17 protein-coding genes are annotated in these 17,339 nt (G+C 71.3%); 7 read left to right on the forward strand and 10 right to left on the reverse strand.

Annotated elements, in window-relative coordinates:
* Positions 1 to 524: 524 nt before the first annotated feature.
* The 4 genes from OHS18_RS20395 to OHS18_RS20410 form a co-directional block, all read right to left on the reverse strand.
* Positions 525 to 806, reverse strand: coding sequence for a hypothetical protein (locus OHS18_RS20395; protein ID WP_328618113.1), 282 nt, complete (start codon positions 804 to 806; stop codon positions 525 to 527).
* 553 nt (positions 807 to 1,359) lie between these two features.
* Positions 1,360 to 2,244 carry an NAD(P)H-binding protein gene (locus OHS18_RS20400; RefSeq protein WP_328618114.1) on the reverse strand — a complete coding sequence of 295 codons (885 nt, stop codon included), beginning with the start codon at positions 2,242 to 2,244 and terminating at the stop codon, positions 1,360 to 1,362.
* Positions 2,245 to 2,558: 314 nt separating this feature from the next.
* Positions 2,559 to 3,917 (reverse strand): sensor histidine kinase, encoded by a 1,359-nt coding sequence (locus OHS18_RS20405; RefSeq protein ID WP_328618115.1) that lies wholly within the window; start codon positions 3,915 to 3,917, stop codon positions 2,559 to 2,561.
* A gap of 20 nt (positions 3,918 to 3,937) precedes the next feature.
* Positions 3,938 to 4,615: a response regulator transcription factor gene (locus tag OHS18_RS20410; RefSeq protein ID WP_328618116.1), complete on the reverse strand. Its 678-nt coding sequence runs from the start codon at positions 4,613 to 4,615 to the stop codon at positions 3,938 to 3,940.
* A gap of 167 nt (positions 4,616 to 4,782) precedes the next feature.
* On the opposite strand from OHS18_RS20410, the gene OHS18_RS20415 reads away from it, so the two are divergent.
* Complete coding sequence (locus OHS18_RS20415; RefSeq protein WP_328618117.1) at positions 4,783 to 6,030, forward strand: bifunctional glycosyltransferase family 2/GtrA family protein; 1,248 nt, start codon at positions 4,783 to 4,785, stop codon at positions 6,028 to 6,030.
* The gene (locus tag OHS18_RS20420) at positions 6,027 to 8,168 is read left to right on the forward strand and encodes an ArnT family glycosyltransferase (RefSeq protein ID WP_328618118.1); all 2,142 of its coding nucleotides are present in this window, start codon (positions 6,027 to 6,029) and stop codon (positions 8,166 to 8,168) included. Before OHS18_RS20415 ends, OHS18_RS20420 begins: the two co-directional genes overlap by 4 nt.
* 252 nt (positions 8,169 to 8,420) lie before the next feature.
* Here OHS18_RS20420 and OHS18_RS20425 read toward each other — a convergent pair whose 3' ends face one another.
* The gene (locus OHS18_RS20425) at positions 8,421 to 8,813 is read right to left on the reverse strand and encodes a hypothetical protein (protein WP_328618119.1); all 393 of its coding nucleotides are present in this window, start codon (positions 8,811 to 8,813) and stop codon (positions 8,421 to 8,423) included.
* 146 nt (positions 8,814 to 8,959) lie between these two features.
* Positions 8,960 to 9,352, reverse strand: coding sequence for an ATP-binding protein (locus OHS18_RS20430; protein ID WP_328618120.1), 393 nt, complete (start codon positions 9,350 to 9,352; stop codon positions 8,960 to 8,962).
* A gap of 248 nt (positions 9,353 to 9,600) precedes the next feature.
* Here OHS18_RS20430 and OHS18_RS20435 point away from each other — a divergent pair, with 248 nt between their 5' ends.
* Genes OHS18_RS20435 through OHS18_RS20445 form a run of 3 tightly spaced genes read left to right on the forward strand, consistent with a single transcriptional unit; the run spans position 9,601 to position 10,558 of the window.
* Positions 9,601 to 10,071 carry an Asp23/Gls24 family envelope stress response protein gene (locus OHS18_RS20435; protein WP_328450259.1) on the forward strand — a complete coding sequence of 157 codons (471 nt, stop codon included), beginning with the start codon at positions 9,601 to 9,603 and terminating at the stop codon, positions 10,069 to 10,071.
* An 8-nt stretch (positions 10,072 to 10,079) separates the two neighbouring features.
* Positions 10,080 to 10,385, forward strand: a complete 306-nt coding sequence (locus tag OHS18_RS20440) for a hypothetical protein (RefSeq protein WP_328450257.1) — start codon at positions 10,080 to 10,082, stop codon at positions 10,383 to 10,385.
* Complete coding sequence (locus tag OHS18_RS20445) at positions 10,382 to 10,558, forward strand: DUF2273 domain-containing protein (protein ID WP_328618121.1); 177 nt, start codon at positions 10,382 to 10,384, stop codon at positions 10,556 to 10,558. The genes OHS18_RS20440 and OHS18_RS20445 overlap by 4 nt, the downstream gene beginning before the upstream one ends.
* Positions 10,559 to 10,581: 23 nt before the next feature.
* Here the strand turns inward: OHS18_RS20445 and OHS18_RS20450 are convergent, their stop codons facing one another.
* The 4 genes from OHS18_RS20450 to OHS18_RS20465 all read right to left on the reverse strand — a co-directional run bounded on the left by OHS18_RS20450 (position 10,582) and on the right by OHS18_RS20465 (position 14,358).
* On the reverse strand, positions 10,582 to 11,328 hold the full coding sequence (locus OHS18_RS20450; protein ID WP_328618122.1) for an STAS domain-containing protein: 747 nt from the start codon (positions 11,326 to 11,328) through the stop codon (positions 10,582 to 10,584).
* 358 nt (positions 11,329 to 11,686) lie between these two features.
* A complete protein-coding gene (locus tag OHS18_RS20455) occupies positions 11,687 to 12,730 on the reverse strand; it encodes a hypothetical protein (RefSeq protein WP_328618123.1) in 1,044 nt (347 codons plus the stop codon).
* A 31-nt stretch (positions 12,731 to 12,761) separates the two neighbouring features.
* Positions 12,762 to 13,316: an RNA polymerase sigma factor gene (locus tag OHS18_RS20460; RefSeq protein WP_328618124.1), complete on the reverse strand. Its 555-nt coding sequence runs from the start codon at positions 13,314 to 13,316 to the stop codon at positions 12,762 to 12,764.
* Between the two features lie 73 nt (positions 13,317 to 13,389).
* Positions 13,390 to 14,358 (reverse strand): hypothetical protein, encoded by a 969-nt coding sequence (locus OHS18_RS20465; RefSeq protein ID WP_328618125.1) that lies wholly within the window; start codon positions 14,356 to 14,358, stop codon positions 13,390 to 13,392.
* A 1,003-nt stretch (positions 14,359 to 15,361) separates the two neighbouring features.
* On the opposite strand from OHS18_RS20465, the gene OHS18_RS20470 reads away from it, so the two are divergent.
* Positions 15,362 to 16,297, forward strand: coding sequence for an NADP-dependent oxidoreductase (locus OHS18_RS20470; protein WP_328618126.1), 936 nt, complete (start codon positions 15,362 to 15,364; stop codon positions 16,295 to 16,297).
* Between the two features lie 68 nt (positions 16,298 to 16,365).
* Positions 16,366 to 17,289, forward strand: a complete 924-nt coding sequence (locus OHS18_RS20475) for an alpha/beta hydrolase (RefSeq protein ID WP_328618127.1) — start codon at positions 16,366 to 16,368, stop codon at positions 17,287 to 17,289.
* Positions 17,290 to 17,339: the final 50 nt, after the last annotated feature.

Genomic DNA, 17,339 nt, shown 5'->3' on the forward strand with positions numbered 1-17,339 from the left:
GTCGGTTCGTTCATGTGGCATCGCGCTTTCGTCCCCTGGATGCGCCTCCCGTGGACGCACTGCCACAGAGATCGCGGATACCGGTTGCATCGTTAGCCGAAGTGGTGCAAGTCGGGCCGAAAGTCCCGAACCAGACGGCTTGACACATCCGCGGCCGTGTTGATTCCGAGGCGCTTCCGACGCTTGTCCGTGGCCCGAAGAGGCCGAACAGCAAAGCCGCGCCGAGCGCGACCGGACCGGCACAAGGGCGATGGATGGACAAGGCGAGGTCTTGAGCAACCCCCTCCGTCAGTCACCTCGCTCCCGGGCCCGGCAGCACGTCTTGCTTCCCGCTCGAGTGGCGCCGACAAGACGCTCGGACCAGGCGGCACGGCTCGGCAGTTGCGAGCCCGAGGGGAGCCCGAGAGTGCACGGACACGACGACAGACGCCGACACAGGGCGACACCACCGCGACCCGACGACCGAGTAAAACGACCTTGTCCGGCATCACTCGACACCATCCGATTCGGTCCTAAGAGGACTCTTAACCAGCGGGTTCGGGGTTCGAGTCCCTGATGGCGCACACCCCGCTCCCCAGGTCGAAGATCTCTTCGGCCTGGGGATTTATGATTTCCGGAAACTTCTCGTCCACCTTTGGACTGTCCACAGTGGTCTCCTGCGAGCCCGAGGGCGCCAGCCGGGTGCAAGTCGCCTTCAGGGCCGCGTAGCGATAGAAGGACCGGTTGGTGTCCATGCCGCTCGCAGGGTCAGGCGGCCGAGCGCCGAGCATCGGCGTGTCACCGATCTCGGCGATATCCGGCCTCACGCGTCATAACGCATGCAGCAACCCCTCTTGTCCTCTACTGAGGTGATCGGTCCGGCACGCCTCCCGACCGTCCCGATCATCGACAGCCGGCTCGGCGGCAAGACGCCCCCCGTTTGCCGCCGAGCCACTACCCTGCGCCGTGCCGCCGAGCCGGGCCGCGACGTCGGCCTCGCCGTCGCCGGGTGTTGGCCAGCGGCGGGCCGGCTCGTGCCGCTCGTAGCCGGGGACGCTGATTCCCGGATACGTCGCCGCGCCGGCTGCGCACCAGGTCCGGGCGGCTGGGCATCACGTGCCCGCCGCCGACACCGCGGGCATCAGGCGCGGCAGGCGGGCCTCGTCGGCCTCGTTCTCGTGGTGAGTGTCGCCGTGGCCTACGTCCTTGTGTCGCGGCCGGTACGCCTGGCGAGCCGATCCGGTCGAGCCCGCTGTCTGACGGGCCGACCGGATGTGCGGGGCATTCGGATCCGTTCGTCGTGGGTGAGCTCATCAGGTCAGCCGGTCATCGCCTCCGACCGGCTCGATCCCCGCGCCTGAACTACACCGGCCTCGCTCGTCAGGCGAGGACGGCGGGCTTGAGGACTTCCTCGCACCACGCCCGGAAACTGGTGGGCGTCCCGGTTTCCGGGGTGCGCGCCACCGCGTTGTCGAGGCCGGCGTCCTTGGCCAGTGCCATGGCGAGCATGCCCTGGGCCATGGCCTCCGACATCCCCGCCTGCAGCATCCGGTCCTTGTAGGCCTGGCCGGGGATCCGCTGGAACCGGATCGGCCGCTGCAGCACCTCGGACATGATCCGGGCCATGTCGTCGAAGGACAGGTCCTGCGGGCCGAGCACCGGAACCTCGGCCACTCCGGTCCACGACGTATCGATGAGCAGACCGGCGGCGACCAAGGCGATGTCCTGGGTGGCGCACGACGGGAGCTTGCGGTCCCCGGAGATCGGTGAGGTGAACACACCCTCGTTCTTGATCATCGCCGCCTGGCGGGCGATGTTGTCCATGAACGAGGGCATCGTCAGCGCACGGTAGTTCACGCCGGTGCTCGCGATCAGGTCGTCCATCGCCAGCGACGCCGTCACGTTCCCGGCGTCGCCGGCCAGCGCGGTAGCGCGCCCCAGGGCCGAGACGCCGACCAACCGCGCGACTCGATGCTGTTCCAGGGCTTTGCACGCCGGTCCGCTGAAGCCGACGTAGGCCGCTTCGACGCTGGGCGCGCGGGGATCCGCCGGCACGAGCCAGAAGACGGCGTGGGCGCCGGCGAACGCCTCGGTGACGACGTCGAGGTCCCCGTGGGAGCCCTCGACCACTTCGACGCGTTCGCGTGTCTCGGCGGGAAGGCGGGACGGGTCGCGGGAGATCACCCGGACCGGCGCGTTGCGGGCCAGGAGGTTGTCGACGACCTGGTGGCCGATCCGGCCGGTGGGCGCGGTGACGACGATCATGAGACCCCTTCGAGGGCATGGAGGTGAACGGGTGCGACGTGACAGCCGAGCGTCCTCGACCGCCTGGGAAATGGTCGCGATGCCGGTCGGCGGGAAGATCCGGACAGCGGTGGACCCGAACCGGATTCCCGCCTGAGCGCACAAAATCGTTCCCTGCGGAGGAACTGGCCCGTGCTCGCGTGACACGATGATCATGTCTGGTGATCTCGACGGTCGATCGTCGCGAGGGCAGGGGCTGGGCACTCCGGCGCTGTCCACCGCAGCCTACCCGTGATCGGGGCTCACGGCGGCGTTCACCACCCCTGCACCGTCTCCTACGACGCGTCGATCCCGGACGGAGGCAGTTCGACGACCACCAGCGTGCCCCGGCCGGCCGGGGGCTCCTCGAACCGCGCTCGGCCGCCGTGGGCGGCCGCGGTGTCCGCGACGATCGCCAAGCCCAAGCCCGATCCCGGCAGCGGACGTGCCGCCGGGGCGCGCCAGAACCGTTCGAACGCGGGCTCGCGGTCCTCCGCGGCGACCCCGGGGCCGTCATCGGCGACGGAGATCCGGCCCGGCGCCGAGCCGACCGTGACGACGGACCCGGCGGGCGAGAACTTGATCGCGTTGTCGAGCAGGTTGAGGACCATCCGCTCCAGCGCGCCCGCGTCCCCGCGGACGGACCACTCGGCGTTGTCGACGTCGAAGGTGTGGTCCCGGGCGCGACTCGACGCCCGCCGGACCGCCCGCCGGACGACGGCCGCCATGGCGACGTCGGTGTGCTTCAGTTCGTGCTCGTCGCGGGCCAGCACCACGAGTTCGGTGACGAGATCGCCCAGCTCGACCGCCTGCACCTGCAGCCGGTCCACCATCCGGGCGCGTTGCCCGTCCGCCAGCGGACGACCGGTGCGCTCGCTGCGGGCCAGCAGGTCGATGTTGGTGCGCAAGCTGGTCAGCGGAGTGCGCAGCTCGTGGGCCGCGTCCGTCACCAATGCCCGCTGGCGGCGGCGGGACTCGGCGAGGGCGCCGGTCATCGCCGCGAACGCCCGGCCCATCCGGCCGACCTCGTCGCGGCCGGACACGGCGACCGGGAGGTCGAGATCCTGGGTCCGGGCGATCTCCTCGGCGGCGGCGGTCAGCCGCGCCATCGGCTCGAGGGTCCGGCGGGTGAGGAGCAGGCCGGCCGCGGCCGCGAGCGCCGCCCCCAGCACCGATACCACGATCAGAACGGTGCGCAGCCCGGTCAAGGTGCTCTCGACTTCGGCGAGGCTGCGCGAGATGGCCACGACGGTCCCGTCGCCGGCCGGGCCGAGCAGCACCCGTACCGGCGCGCCGGACTGCGTGTAGCCGTCCCGCAGCGTCACCGTCCGCGCCGTCCGGTCCGACGGCTCGAGGACCACCGAGTCCACCCCGGCGGGCGAACACGTCGTCCCGTCCGCCTTGAGCAGCTGGACCCCTTCGAGGAACCGCTGCAGCGGACGGCCCTGGTTCACCGCACGGCACAGGTCGGCCCAGTCCGGCTTCGGCAGGGCGGGGTCCTGCGCGCCGGGCGGTGGCCAGCCGCCGAGCAGCGTCTCGTCCAGCTGCGCGCGCAGGTTGTGCTGCGTGGCCACGTACGTCACGGTGCTGATCGACGCGATCGCCAGTGCCACGATCGCCGCGGTGATCAGCGCGACGCGGCTGCGCAGCAGCATCCGGCGCTCTCCGCGGCGTTTCACGGCGCCCGCAACACGAACCCGACACCGCGCACGGTGTGCAGCAGCCGGCTCGCCCCGCCCGCCTCGGTCTTGCGCCGCAGGTACCCGACGTAGACGTCGAGGTTATTGGTACGGCTGGGTTCCGTGCCCCACACCGCCTGGCGCAGCTGGTGCTTGGTCAGCACCTTGCCCGGCGAGTCCAGGAAGGTCACCAGGAGATCGAACTCGGTCGGCGTCAGCTCCATCCGCCGCCCGCCACGGGCGACCTCGCGGGTGCGCGGGTCGAGCTCCAGGTCCGCGAACCGGCGGACCGCGGGCGCGCGACGGCGGCCGCGGTTCTGCTTCAACAGCGCCCGCACGCGGGCGAGCAGCTCCTCCAGGGCGAACGGTTTGACGAGGTAGTCGTCGGCTCCGGAGTCGAGGCCGGTGACCCGGTCGCCGAGCGCGTCGCGCGCGGTGAGCAGCAGCACCGGCAGCCGCTCGCCCGCCGCGCGGATCCGGCGGCACGTCTCCAGGCCGTCGACCCCGGGCATCATCACGTCGAGGATCACCAGGTCGGGCTTCCGATCGCCGGCGACGGCGTCGAGCGCCGTCGCGCCGCAGATCGCCGTACCGACGTCGTAGCCCTCGAATTCCAGGCTGCGCTGAAGACTTTCCCGCACGTCGGGATCGTCGTCCACCACCAGCAGTCGCATCCGGCGGAGGCTACGCGGCCAGCCTGTGCGTGAGCTGTAGATCCACTTCTCACGATTCTCTCAGGTGAAGTCCAGGTGCTTCTCACGATCGGTAGCCCACCGTATGGGCAACGTAACCGGTCACACAGTGTCGTGCTCGGCCGCGAACCAGCGAGAACGGAGGAAGCATGCCGGTCGGCACGACCGGGGGTCTCCGGACCTCCCCCGAACACCGTGCGGCGACGGCCACGGTGGACATCGTCGTCCCGGTGTACAACGAGGAACGCGCGCTGCCCGGCTGCGTGCGCGTGCTGCGCGAGTTCCTCCGCGACCAGTTCCCGTTCGGCTGGACCATCGTGATCGCCGACAACGCCAGCACGGACCGGACGTTGGAGGTCGCCGAAGCGCTCGCCCGTGAACACGACTCGGTCCGGGTGCGCCACCTCGACCGCAAGGGCCGCGGCCTGGCCCTGCGCGAGACCTGGCGGGCCAGCACCGCCGACGTCGTCGTGTACATGGACGTGGACCTCTCCACCGGGCTCGACGCCCTGCTGCCGCTGGTGGCTCCGCTGGTCAACGGGCACTCCGACCTGGCCATCGGCTCCCGGCTGGCCCCCGGGGCCCGCACGGTGCGCGGGCCGAAACGCGAGTTCGTCTCCCGCTGCTACAACGGGCTGATCCGGCTGAGCCACGGCGCCCGGTTCTCCGACGCGCAGTGCGGGTTCAAGGCCGCGCGCACCGACGTCATCCGGCCGCTGCTGGACCACGTCGAGGACGACGCCTGGTTCTTCGACACCGAACTGCTGCTCCTGGCCGAGCACAACGGGTTGCGCGTGCACGAGGTGCCGGTCGACTGGGTCGAGGACACCGACAGCCGCGTCGACGTCGCCAAGACCGCGCTCGACGACATCCGCGGCCTGGTCCGGGTCGCCCGCGCGAAAGCGGCCGGCACCGCGCGGGTGGCGGACCTGCCCCGCCGGCCGGCACCCCGCGCGGCCCACCCCGACGCCGTGCTGGGCGCGCCGAGCGGCGGCCGGCTCTGGGAAGTCCTGTCGTTCGCGGTGATCGGGGTGATCTCCACCGTCGCGAACCTCGTGCTGTACGGGCTCTTCCGGCTGTGGTGGCCGGTACTGGTGGCCAACCTGGCCGCGCTGGTGCTCACCACGCTGTTCAACACCGAAGCCAACCGCCGCTTCACCTTCGCCGGCGCGGGCGTCGGCCGGAGCAAGGCGCACCTGCAGGGGTTCGTGGTGTTCGGGCTCTACTACGCGTTCACCTCGGCCGCGCTGCTCGCACTGCCCGCGCTCGACCCGCACCCCGCACGCGCGCTGGAGCTGACGGTGTTGTTCGCGGCCTCGGTGCTGGGCACCGCGGGGCGGTTCGTGCTCCTGCGCGGCTGGGTCTTCCGCAAGGACAACCGAAAGGACGAAGAATGACAGTCGCCGCCGGACACGCGGCACCCGCCGGCCGCGTCACGGTCACATCCGGGACGCGGTGGCGGGCCTGGGCGCTCGCCGGGATCTGCGTCGCCGCGGGTGTGCTCTACGCGTGGCGGATCGGCGCGGGCCAGCTGGGCAACACCTACTACTCCGCAGCCGTGAAGTCCATGACGGACAGCTTCACGAACTTCCTGTTCGGCTCGTTCGACCCGTACGGCGTGTTCACAGTGGACAAACCGCCGATGTCGCTGTGGCCGCAGGCGCTTTCGGTGCTGGTGTTCGGCTTCCACGGCTGGGCCCTGCTGCTCCCCCAGGTACTCGAGGGGGTCGCGGCGGTGTTCCTCCTGCACCGCGCGGTGCGGCTGTGGGCGGGCGAGAACGTGGCGCTGCTGGCCGCGCTGATCCTCACGCTGACCCCGATCACCGTCGCGATCAACCGGGACAACAACCCCGACACGCTCCTGGTGCTGCTGCTCATCGCGGCGGCCTACGCGTTCACGCGCTCGGTGCAGGCGGACGCGAGCCGTCCGCGGACGAAGTGGCTGCTGTGGTGCGCCTTTTTCATCGGCTGTGGGTTCGTCACCAAGATGATGCAGGCGTGGATCGTCGTCCCCGGGTTCGCGCTGGCGTACTTCCTCGGCACGAGCGCGCCGGTCAAGCGGCGGGTTCTCGACCTGCTCGGGGCCGGCGTCGTGCTGGTCGCGTCGTCGTTCTGGTGGGTGGCGCTGCACGACTGGTGGCCCGGGGCCAAGCCGTACATGGGCGGCAGCACCGACGGCACCGCGTGGAACCTGATCTTCGGCTACAACGGCTTCGGCCGGATCTTCGGCAACGAAGGCAACCCCGGTGGCGGCAGAGGACCACGCCCGGACCTGCCCGAGGGAATCACCCTGCCGTCCGGGCTGGGCGGCGGCGCCGGCGGGATGTTCGGCGGTGACACCGGTCTCGGCCGCATGTTCAGCGCGTCGGTCGGCGGGCAGATCGCGTGGCTGCTGCCGCTGGCCCTGTTCGTCCTGGTGGTCGTCGCCGTCCAGGGTGTCCTGCGGATGGCGGCCAAGCAGCCGGGCGACCCGGCGCCGCGGGCCGGCTGGTTCGCGTGGGGCGGCTGGCTGCTGGTGACCGCGGTGGTGTTCAGCTACGCGCAGGGCATCTGGCACCCGTACTACACGACGATGCTCGCCCCGGCGATCGCCGCGATCTCCGCGGCGGGGCTGGCGCGGTTCTGGCGCGCCTACCGCGGCGACGGAGCCGCCGGGTGGCTGCTGCTGCCCGCCGCGGTGGCGCTCACCGCGGTGTGGGCCTTCGTGCTGGCGAGCCGCGACCCTTCGTGGCAGGGCTGGACGCGCTGGGCGGTCCTGGTGGCGGGCGTGGTGGCGGTGGCCGCGCTGCTCGCGGCCCGGCTCGTCGAAGCCCGCCGCGCGGCGCTCTCGCGGGTCTCGCTCGTGCTCGGGCTGGTCACCCTGCTGCTGGTCCCGGCGGTGTGGTCCACGGCGACCGCCGCGACCGGAGCGGACCTCGGCGTGATGCCGGCCGCGGGCCCGAGCGGCGGTTCCGGTGGCTTCCGGCCGGGCGGATCCCCGGACGCCGCCGGCGGGATGCCGCAGCTGCCCGCCGGTTTCCCCGGTGGCACGGGAACGCCACCGGGCGGTGGCGGCCTCCCGGAGATACCGGGTGGCACCGGCGGTTTCCCGGGCGGCGGGTTCGGCGGCATGATGGGCGCGCTGAACGGCGAGCTCACCGACGAGCAGCATCGCATCCTGGACTACGCGAAGCAGCACGGCGGCGGCGCGGAGATCACCTTGGCCGTCGACAGCTCGGCGAGCATGGTGGCGGGCTTCATCATCGGTTCCGACGAGACGGTCATCGGCATGGGCGGGTTCATGGGCAGCGACGACTCGCCCTCGGTCGGTCAGCTCCGGCAGTGGACGGCCGAAGGCAAGCTGAAGTTCGTCCTCGGTGGATCCGGCGGTGGCATGCCGGGAATGAACGGCGGCGCCGGCCGGCAGCGGCAGCTGTGGATCGATCAGCGCTGCACCGCCGTCGACCCGGCGGCCTACGGCGGGCAGGCCGCCCAGCAGAACGGCCAAGCCGGGCCGATGGGCATGGCGCAGACCCTCTACGAGTGTCACTCCTGAGCTGCATCAACCCCCGCCACGCAGGCGCCCGGTACCGGCCGGGGTGGGCAGGGCCCGCCCCGGCCGGGTATCGCGACCGTTCGTCCAGTTGCCGCGAACCACCGCCGCGCCGGGCGGAAGCCCGGAATCAGCCTCAGCTGTGGTGGAGCTTGCCCTTCCGGAGCGGACCTCCGCCGTGTTCGACTTCGAACCCGGCGACGGGGAACTCGCGGCCATCGGCGCGTGGGGGCCGCTCTGCTCGCCGGCGGTCGCTCACACCTCGGCCCAGGTCATCCAGTCGTCACCCTCGCGCTGCACACCCCATGCCGCCGCCAGTTCCTCGAGGAAAAGACGTCCCAACGCGGCATCAGCGGCAGCCGGTTCATCCCGGCACGGCGTCACCGGCGGGGTGGAGATCACCTCGATGTGAGCGACCGCCGGCATGTCGAACCGGCACAGGTGGACCTCGCGCAGCCGGCTGCCGTGCCGATCGGCGTCGGCTACCAGCTCGTCGACCACGATGAGGAGATCGGTCAGATGGGCCGACGAGGTGTCCGCGAACACCTGCGCTGTCAACCGGCGGGCTTCGCGGCTCGCCGAGGCACCGGGCGGCAGCTCGCCGGCGGACGCGCGCAGGGTGACGATGGCGGGCGGGGTGTGGGCCATCATCTTCGTTCCTCCCGGTCGGGATCCTCCCGCGCGGCGTACCCGGCCTCGAAGGCGATTACACCTGAACGAGGCCCTGGGCACGGCCGTGCGCGGCGCCGGCCCGGCGCTCCGGATCCGGGGAGCGGGCACGGCGATGTCCCGCTTCAGACGGGGATGTCGGCCCAGACCGTCTTGTGGTCGTCGTAGAGGGTCACGCCCCATCGGCGGCTGATCGCATCGACGAGCAGAAGCCCGCGCCCGCGGGCACTCTCCGACGACGACTCGCAAAGCCGGACGCCGAGGTCCGGGCGCGGGTCGTCGATCTCCAGCCTGACCGGCTGACCGGGCTCGCCGGAACGGATGCGCAGGGCCCGCACACCGTGGGCGTGGTCCACCGCGTTGGTGACCAGCTCGGTGACGAGCAACAGGGCGTCATCCACGGACTCGGGGCGAGCACCGGCCAGCACAAGCCGCACCCATCGGCGGATGGCCGCCAGATCGGGCGTCGCCCCGGTCTCGATCTCGCACTCGTGCAGGCTGGGTTCCGGGAGATCCATGTGGTCCTTCGGCAGGCGATACGGGAGCGGACAGCAGCCTGAACCTGCGGTTACCCAGCCGAATCCGGAAGTACGCACTGGGTCGGGCACCGGTTTGACGTGCGATCGGGGCCCGCGCCGGTTCAAACCCGAAACGGGCGAGAGCCACCCCACACCCGGGACGCCGTGACGTTCGCGGACCGGCCGGGTCCATCAGGGGTCCGGGCGAGCGGGAGCCTCCCGCGAACGCCAGACCCCAAGGAGTCCCCATGACGAAGCCGGCCACGACCAGCCCCGCCCCCGCGGCCACCACCGTGGTGGACCGCGAGAACGGTGCGGTGGCGTCCGCGCACGGTACGACGACCATCTCCGACGTCGTGGTGCAGAAGATCGCCGGCCTGGCCACCCGCGAGGTCGCCGGTGTCCACGCCCTCGGCGGTGGCGCGACCCGGGCGTTCAACGCCTTGCGCGAGCGGATCCCCGGCGCGACCGCGTCCTCCGGCCAGGGTGTGACCGTCGAGGTCGGCGAGCGCCAGGCCGCGATCGACCTGCAGATCCTCGTCGAATACGGCGTCTCCATCGCGGACCTGGCCCGCTCCGTGCGGCGCAACGTCATCAGCGCGGTCGAGACGATGACCGGGCTCGAGGTCGTCGAGGTGAACCTCACCGTCTCCGACGTCCACCTCCCCGGCGACGACGAGGGCGACGACACCGCCACCGTGACCGGTCGCGTCCAGTGATTCCGGGCGTGGAGCCCGACCCCGCGGTGGTCGCCACGCTCGTGACGGCTCTCCCGCAGGTCGCGGCCCTGCACGCCGGTCACTTCGGGGAGATCGCCACGCTCCTGCCCGGACGCCGGGTCCCCGGCGTCCGGGTCCGGCCCGAGGACATCACCATCGGTGTCACCGGCCGTTATCCGGCCACCGCGGCCGAGATCGGGACCGCGGTCCGCCTCGCGGTCGGGCCGGCCGACCGGCCGGTGCACGTCCACATCGGCGACATCGCCGCCCCCGCGGCACGCGCCGTCACCGTCGTCGTCGAGGAGCTCCCGTGAACCACAGCCACATCGGCCTGCTGACCGGCCTCGTCCTGGGCCTGGCCGCCGCGTTCGGCGGCTTCTGGGCCTTCCTCCTCGTCCTCGTCCTCGGGGGCCTCGGACTGCTGGTCGGGCGGTACCTCGACGGCAAGCTGGACGTCTCCGCGTTGGCCGGCCGGGATCGGGGCTGAGCACCCGGTCACGACGGCACCGGTCACCTGTCCCCGGTCGAACGGCCGTGCGCGATGCCTGCGGTGTTCAAGGCCTCGATCAGAGCCTGGTCGGTGGTCAGGACGCGCACGCCGCACCGCCGACGGCCCTCGCCGACGGTGACCGCACACACGCTGCGCACGACGTCGGCGACCGGCAGCGTGCAGGCCGACACGTCGAGCAGGACGACGCCGCGGCACAGCTCGCAGGCCTGCCGGAGTTCGTCCGTCACCGCCTCGGTGTCGCCCTGGGCTGCCCCGCCGGTGGCGGTGATGAGAATCGCGGCATCCGCCACGACGGTCCGCAGCACGAGCTGACGGCGCACCGGCGCGGCGGCGGTCAACGCGTCGTCGAGACGGCCGTAAACGGTCAGGATCCGGTCCACCTCGGTGAGGTGGAGGATCCGCCGGGTCGCCGGGGATCCGGCGACCACGATCAGCCGGGTCCGCGCACCGACCAGGTGGTGTGCGGCCACGAGGACCGACAGCCCGGCACAGGCGAGGAACGTGGTCGCGGTGAGATCCACGACGAGCAGCGGCGGGTGCTGGGCGATCACGTCGGCGAGGGCGTCGCTGAGCGCGGGCGTGGTGGACAGGTCGATTTCGCCATCCGCGATGACCAGGACGACGCCTGGCCGGCGGGCCAGAGCGAGCTCCAGCGGCGCCTTGCCCGTGGCGGGGAGCTGCCCGACGAGGGTGAGCGGCGGCCGGGTAGCGGCACGCTGGAACTCGTGGTGTTCGGAGTGGTCCACGATCAGCTCCTGCGCTGACCTCCGCGGCGCGGAACGCGGCCAGCTGTCGACGGTGATCGTCGCGAGCGCGTGGTCTGGGCCCTCCCGGCGCGGCGACCTCAGGGTAACGGTTCGCGAGCGTTCCGTCATCCGCGCCCGTGCCCAGGCGCTGGTCGTCGACGTCAGCGCAGCCACACACTTCTTCGGCTGGGACGAGCGCCGCTCGAGCGGCGCTCGTCCCAGAAGGTTCCCGAGAGCACCCGGGTTCGCACGGCCGGCCGAAACTTGTACGCCCCTGGACAAATGGCCCTGGAGGTGGTTTTCCAGCCGTGCGAACCCGTACTGCGGCTTTTCCCGAACGATCAGAGCCGGGGGCCGGTCAGAACTTGCCGGCCGCGATGTCGGCGACCTTCACCCGGGAAGACTCGTAGGTCTGCGGAGGCGACGGCTTCTCGCCCGGAGCGGTCTTGCTCGTCTCGAAGCGGAGCGGCAGGCCGGTCTGGGCGTTGATCGTCAGCACGTACTCGTAGTGCCCGGCGAACAAGGCGGATCCGGCCGTCAGGTTCAACACGGGCTGTCCGTTGACAATCGCCTTGTCGACCTTGACATCCGGAATGGTGGACAACAGGCGGAGCACCCCGGCCCGGACCTCCGGGTTCGCCGCACCCACGGCAAGCGCGCGGAAGCTGTTGCTCCACAGGACGCCGTTGATGCCGTCCTCCAGGTCCTTGCCCGTGGGCCGCGGCCGCGGCTGCGGGTCCTTGATCCCCTTCTCCTTCAGGCGCGGAATCAACTCGGCCTGCGCCTTGTCCCACACTTTCTGCGCCTCGGCCGAACTGAGGCCCACTCCCCACGCGTTGGGGGCCGCGTTGATCATCTGCAACCGGGCCTTGTCGAGATCGCTGCTCGCCGCGAACCGCGCGGCCGCGACCACCGAGGAATCGTAGGAGACAGCGAGGTCCTCACCACGGACCACCGCCCCGGAAAGGGCACTCCGCTCCTGCGCGAAGAAGATCTTGCCCGCGTCGGTGTACAGGGTGTAGATCGGGTACGGCTTTCCGTCGGGCGCGATCTTGCTGCTGATGACCAGCGAAGCGTCTCCAGGCAGCGAACCCGCGGTCACCTTGACGTCCGCCGCCAGGGTCACCAGCCTGGACTCCGCCGCGGGCGCCTGGGCGGTCGGTTCGGCAGGCGGCGCCGACGTCACCGACGTCACCGACACGACCACCGCCACCGCCGCCGCGACTCCGACGACACCCACGCCCACGCGGAAGCCAGGGGTCCGGGTGAACCGCTTCCTCCGCGCCGGAGCCGCGACCAGGTCCGGCATCTCGGACGCGACCATCGCTGTCCCCAGCGTCGCCCTGGCCCGCTCGTACGCCTCCGGTCGCAAGGGCGACACGTCCTTCACCTGCTTGACCAAGTCCATCTCATCCATGTCCGCAAGCTCTCTTTCACACAGTGGGGATCTTCAGCAGCGCAACGACTTCCGGCGCGTTCCGCAGTTCTTTCCTGGCCTGGTGCAGCAAACGGCGCGCTGTGCCCGCCGGTATGACGAGCACCCGTGCCGCCTCCGCGGCGGTCAGGTCCTCCCAGGCGACGAGGGTCAGCACCTCTCGTTGCGTCGGCTGGAGCTTCGCCAAGGCCGCCCGCAGCAACGTCTGGGTGTCCACCCGGGCGTCCACCGCGGGCCACGGGTCCCACCCGCTGGCCATGCTCGTGACGTCCGGCACGAGATCCTCGGCGGGTTGCGAACGCCAGTGACGCCGCAGCATGTTCAGCGCCACGCCGTACAGCCACGGCCGCGCGTTGGCGAATGACTTGTCGTAGTTTCGCCGGGATTCGTAGGCCGCCACCCACACGTCGCCGAGCAGGTCCTCCGCCCTGTCGCGCCCCACTCGCCGGGCCAGATAAGCGCCGAGCGCGACCTCGTGGCGGCAGATCACCTCCACGAAGGCGTTCCCGTCGCCGTCCAGCGATCTGCTGATTAGTTCCGCATCCGACGCCATGCAGCTCCTAGGTCCGCCTTGTCCTTCCACCCGGTGCTTGCCAACCGGCGTCGAAAGTGTTCAGCCGGCCGGCCTAGGTGCACGGAACGCCTTCCGCGAAGGTCGTGGGCACTCGCACGGGCGACCAGGGCACGCTCAGCGTCCACACGCCGAGGGCCTTGACGAAACCTTCGTCATCGCCGGGCTGAAGGACGGCGACGACATCGGGCTTCGAACCAGCGCGACCCGAGCCGGTGATCACCATCGGTCCGAACGGGCTCGTCTCCCGGCAGTGCCGGCGTCCGGACGGGGCCACGACACGGAAGACGTCGAGCTCGGCGTCCGAAGCATCTCGAGGCACTTCGAGGTGAGCACAGGGGTCGGGGTGCGGCTCCGCGCCGCCGCGGCCCCCGGACTTCCGGCACGCCGCGACCAGTTGCTCGATCCGGGCCAGCCGGTTCCTGGCCGCCCACCGCTCGGCCACCGAGCGACCCCTTCCCCACGCGCGCACCATCCACCCGGCCGCGCCGTCCGGCAACGGGCCGGATCGCCCGTTCCCCAGCACGCGGGTGACTTCGAGGATCTGCCAAGCGCGGGACGCGCTGACGCCCGGTTCCTGCGGGAAAGGCAGTACCTGGAGCGCTTCGGCCCGGCCGGCGGCGTCCTCGGCGAGCTCGTCGGCGACCGTGAGCCGCTGGGCTCTGCTCAGCAGAGGCAGCACGTCCGGCAGGCAGGAGTGCAGCATGTCGGTCACGTCGTGGAAGCTCCACTGGCCGACGTGGCGGTAGCCGGCCCCGGACAGGCTGATCTGCGGGATGGTGCCGGGACCGCGCAAGTGGCCGATGAGCTCGGCGATGCCGGCCTCGATGACCGGGTAGGTGTCGAGCCAGGGTGCCGCGTCCCACGCGCCCTCCGACAGGTGCGTCAGGTAGGCGGCGAGATCGCCGGCCACGTCGCCGTCGTCGAGGGTGGTGACCTTCCGGGTGTGATCGGCATACATTCCGGGCCACGTGGCGAGAACGGAGAAGCGGCGGCCGGAGGCCAGAACGCTGTAACTGGTCAAGGGCGTCTCCTGAGCGCGGACCACTGACGACGCCGAGCGTCAGGGCGGCGTCGTCTGCAAGTGAGGGGTCCGGGAGCCCCGCGGCGCGACCGCCAAGCCAGTCCGTGGGCAAGAGGTTAGCCCATCGCGCGCCGGCGCTTCCACGCGTGCTCCGGGTCAATGTGTTTCCACGGGACGGATAGTTGCCGCTTCAGGCGGTGCGCCTGGTGACAACAGGAGCGAAATCTGTCTCGTGTCACGGGTTTGGCCGAACGGTAGGCGCCACAAGGAGACATCGTCCACTTTGGCACCAGACCGCCGGATGTCACATGCCGATGGTCTTCCTCCGTACGAAGTTACCGTCCGGATGACTGTGTGCGCACCGGTTGCGGATGCCGAAGTTGTCAGGATTCGATCAGTTCGAACCGATGTACGACGCGGTCTGTTCTGGACAATCAGTGGCCAAATAGTGGGCAGCCGCCTACCCGGGGGATACGGTTGCGTCGAAGCGGGTGGTAGAAGTCGTAAGTGGCCGGCACCATTGTCCGAGCTTCGGGAGGTGGCATTGAACCGGACGCCGTTCACCTACGTCGGCCTGGACGGTGAGGTGCGATCGATCACGCCGGGCATCCGCGCCGACCACATCGGACACTCCCGTCGTCCCGCGCGGCGTGACAGTGTCCCGGCGGCAGCGGATCCGCTCGAGCCGGATGAACAACCGGTCGACGGCAAACGATGATCTTGCGTGATCGGGGCGCGGTGTCCTGCCTGGACGGTGCGCGCCCGACAGCGCGTTCGGCGGTCGACCGCGGTTCCCGAAAGTGTCTTTTGTGGACGGAGGTGGCCACAGTCGCGAGCGGGCTGCCGACTTCCACGAAGGCGAAGCCGGCGGCCCGGCTTCGGGGGCCGCGGCACGGATGTGGGGGCGGACACACCCCAGGTCACTTGCTACGAACTCGAAGCAGTTATACAGTCTGCGATGTGCTTCGAACTCGAAGCACATATCCATGATCCGGAGAATGTCATGAAGGCAGTGCGCTTCCACCAGTACGGCGGCCCCGAGGTACTGCGCTACGAAGAGGCCGACCGGCCCCGCCCGGCGGCCGGGCAGGTGCTCGTCGAGGTCGCGGCCACCTCGTTCAACCCGGTCGACGCCGCCATCCGCGCGGGTTACCTCCAAGAGGTCTTCCCGGTCGCACTCCCGCACACACCGGGCATCGACGTCGCGGGCACCGTGATCGAACTCGGCGACGGCGTCCAGGGGCACGCCGTCGGCGAGCGGGTGATCGCCTACCTGCCGATGCTGCTCGGCGGTGCGGCCGCGGAGTTCGCCGTCGTCCCGGCCGAGCTGGTGGCCCCGGCGCCGACCACGATCCCGCTCGCCGAGGCCGCCGCGTTGCCCGCCGCCGCGCAGACCGCGTGGCAGGCCTTGTTCGACCACGCCGACCTGCGCGCCGACCAGCGGATCCTCGTCAACGGCGCAGGCGGTGGCGTCGGCGGTTTCGCGATCCAGCTGGCCAAGCAGGCCGGTGCCACGGTGCTCGCGACAGCGAGCGCACGCAGCACCGAGGCGGTGCGCGCCGCCGGGGCCGACCGGATCGTCGACTACACCGCGACCGCGGTGACCACGGCGGTGACCGAACCGGTGGACGTGGTGCTGAACCTGGCGAACATCGGCGAGCCGGACATCGCCGCGCTGACCGGGCTCGTGCGGTCGGGCGGGACGATCCTCAGCACAGCGACACCCGCCGTCGGCGACGCCGGCCGAGGTGTGCGGGGCCTCGGGATGCAACTACGCCCGGACGTGACGCAGCTCGCCGCCATCACGAAGAAGGTCGACACGGGTGAGCTGCGCGTCGACGTCAGCGCCGGCTACCCGCTCGCGGAGATCGCCGCGGTGCACCAGCTGAGCGCGGCCGGCCGGATCAGGGGCAAGGTCGTCCTGACGACCACCGCGTGATCCGCGACCGCCGCACCCGCCACGACCGCAGACAAGCAACGACAACCGTCACCACGAAGGACATCACCATGACGCTCGACCAACGCCAGGCCCTGCTGGACATCCTGCGGCACGCCCCACTCGACATCGGCGGTGACCTCGGCGAACAACGCGTGATCTTCCACGACATGATCGCGGCGGTGCCCTTGCCCGAGGACGTCTCGACGAGCCCCGGCGAGCTCGGCGGCGTCCCGGTCCTCACCGTGGAGACGCCCCACATCGACCCGTCGACGGTGATCCTGTACTTCCACGGCGGCGCCTACGCCCTCGGTTCCGCCGCCGACGGCGCGGGGCTGGCCGCCGACGTGGGCCGCCGCGCCGGCGCGCGCGTCATCTCGGTGGACTACCGGCTCGCGCCGGAGAGCCCCTACCCGGCCGCCGTCGACGACGCCGTTGCCGCCTACCGGGCACTGCTCGACCAGGGCACGCCCAGCGCCGCGATCGCGTTCGTGGGCGAGTCCGCCGGCGGCGGCCTGGTCGCCGCGACACTCGTCGCCATCAAGGCCGCCGGTCTGCCCCAGCCGTCGTCGGCCACGGTCTTCTCGCCGTGGGCCGACCTGACCGTGTCCGGCGGCTCCGCGACAGCCAAGGCCGATGTGGACCCCGCGCTGACCGCGGCCGGCCTCCGCCGGCGTGCCTTGGACTACCTCGGCGACACCGACCCGGCCACGCCGCTGGCCAGTCCCGTCTTCGCCGACCTGACCGGGGTGGCGCCGCTGCTCGTCCAGGTCGGGTCCTACGAGATCCTGCTCGACGACGCCGTCCGGCTGGCCGCCCGCGCCGCCGAGCACGACGTCGAGGTCCGGTTGCAGGTGTCACCCGGCCTGCCGCACGTCTTCCAGGGTTTCGCCGCGATGGTCGACGAGGCCGACGCCGCCCTCGACGCGGCGGCCGCGTTCATCAAGGCGCACGTGAGGGCCGAGGTCGCGCCGGCACTGGCAGAGCGGGCCTAGCCGACGGCCGCGCCGCCCGGGCCAGGTCTTACGCCGCGCACACGTCGTCA

It is taken from the genome of Amycolatopsis sp. NBC_00355 (assembly GCF_036104975.1).
In the GTDB taxonomy this organism is placed as follows: domain Bacteria; phylum Actinomycetota; class Actinomycetes; order Mycobacteriales; family Pseudonocardiaceae; genus Amycolatopsis.

Coding starts and splice junctions, on each gene's coding strand:
- OHS18_RS20400 (WP_328618114.1), bottom strand. CDS start 2,244: ATGATCGTCGTCACCGCGCCCACCGGCCGGATCGGCCACCAGGTCGTC.
- OHS18_RS20405 (WP_328618115.1), bottom strand. CDS start 3,917: ATGCTGCTGCGCAGCCGCGTCGCGCTGATCACCGCGGCGATCGTGGCA.
- OHS18_RS20410 (WP_328618116.1), bottom strand. CDS start 4,615: ATGCGACTGCTGGTGGTGGACGACGATCCCGACGTGCGGGAAAGTCTT.
- OHS18_RS20415 (WP_328618117.1), top strand. CDS start 4,783: ATGCCGGTCGGCACGACCGGGGGTCTCCGGACCTCCCCCGAACACCGT.
- OHS18_RS20420 (WP_328618118.1), top strand. CDS start 6,027: ATGACAGTCGCCGCCGGACACGCGGCACCCGCCGGCCGCGTCACGGTC.
- OHS18_RS20425 (WP_328618119.1), bottom strand. CDS start 8,813: ATGGCCCACACCCCGCCCGCCATCGTCACCCTGCGCGCGTCCGCCGGC.
- OHS18_RS20430 (WP_328618120.1), bottom strand. CDS start 9,352: ATGGATCTCCCGGAACCCAGCCTGCACGAGTGCGAGATCGAGACCGGG.
- OHS18_RS20435 (WP_328450259.1), top strand. CDS start 9,601: ATGACGAAGCCGGCCACGACCAGCCCCGCCCCCGCGGCCACCACCGTG.
- OHS18_RS20460 (WP_328618124.1), bottom strand. CDS start 13,316: ATGGCGTCGGATGCGGAACTAATCAGCAGATCGCTGGACGGCGACGGG.
- OHS18_RS20470 (WP_328618126.1), top strand. CDS start 15,362: ATGAAGGCAGTGCGCTTCCACCAGTACGGCGGCCCCGAGGTACTGCGC.
- OHS18_RS20475 (WP_328618127.1), top strand. CDS start 16,366: ATGACGCTCGACCAACGCCAGGCCCTGCTGGACATCCTGCGGCACGCC.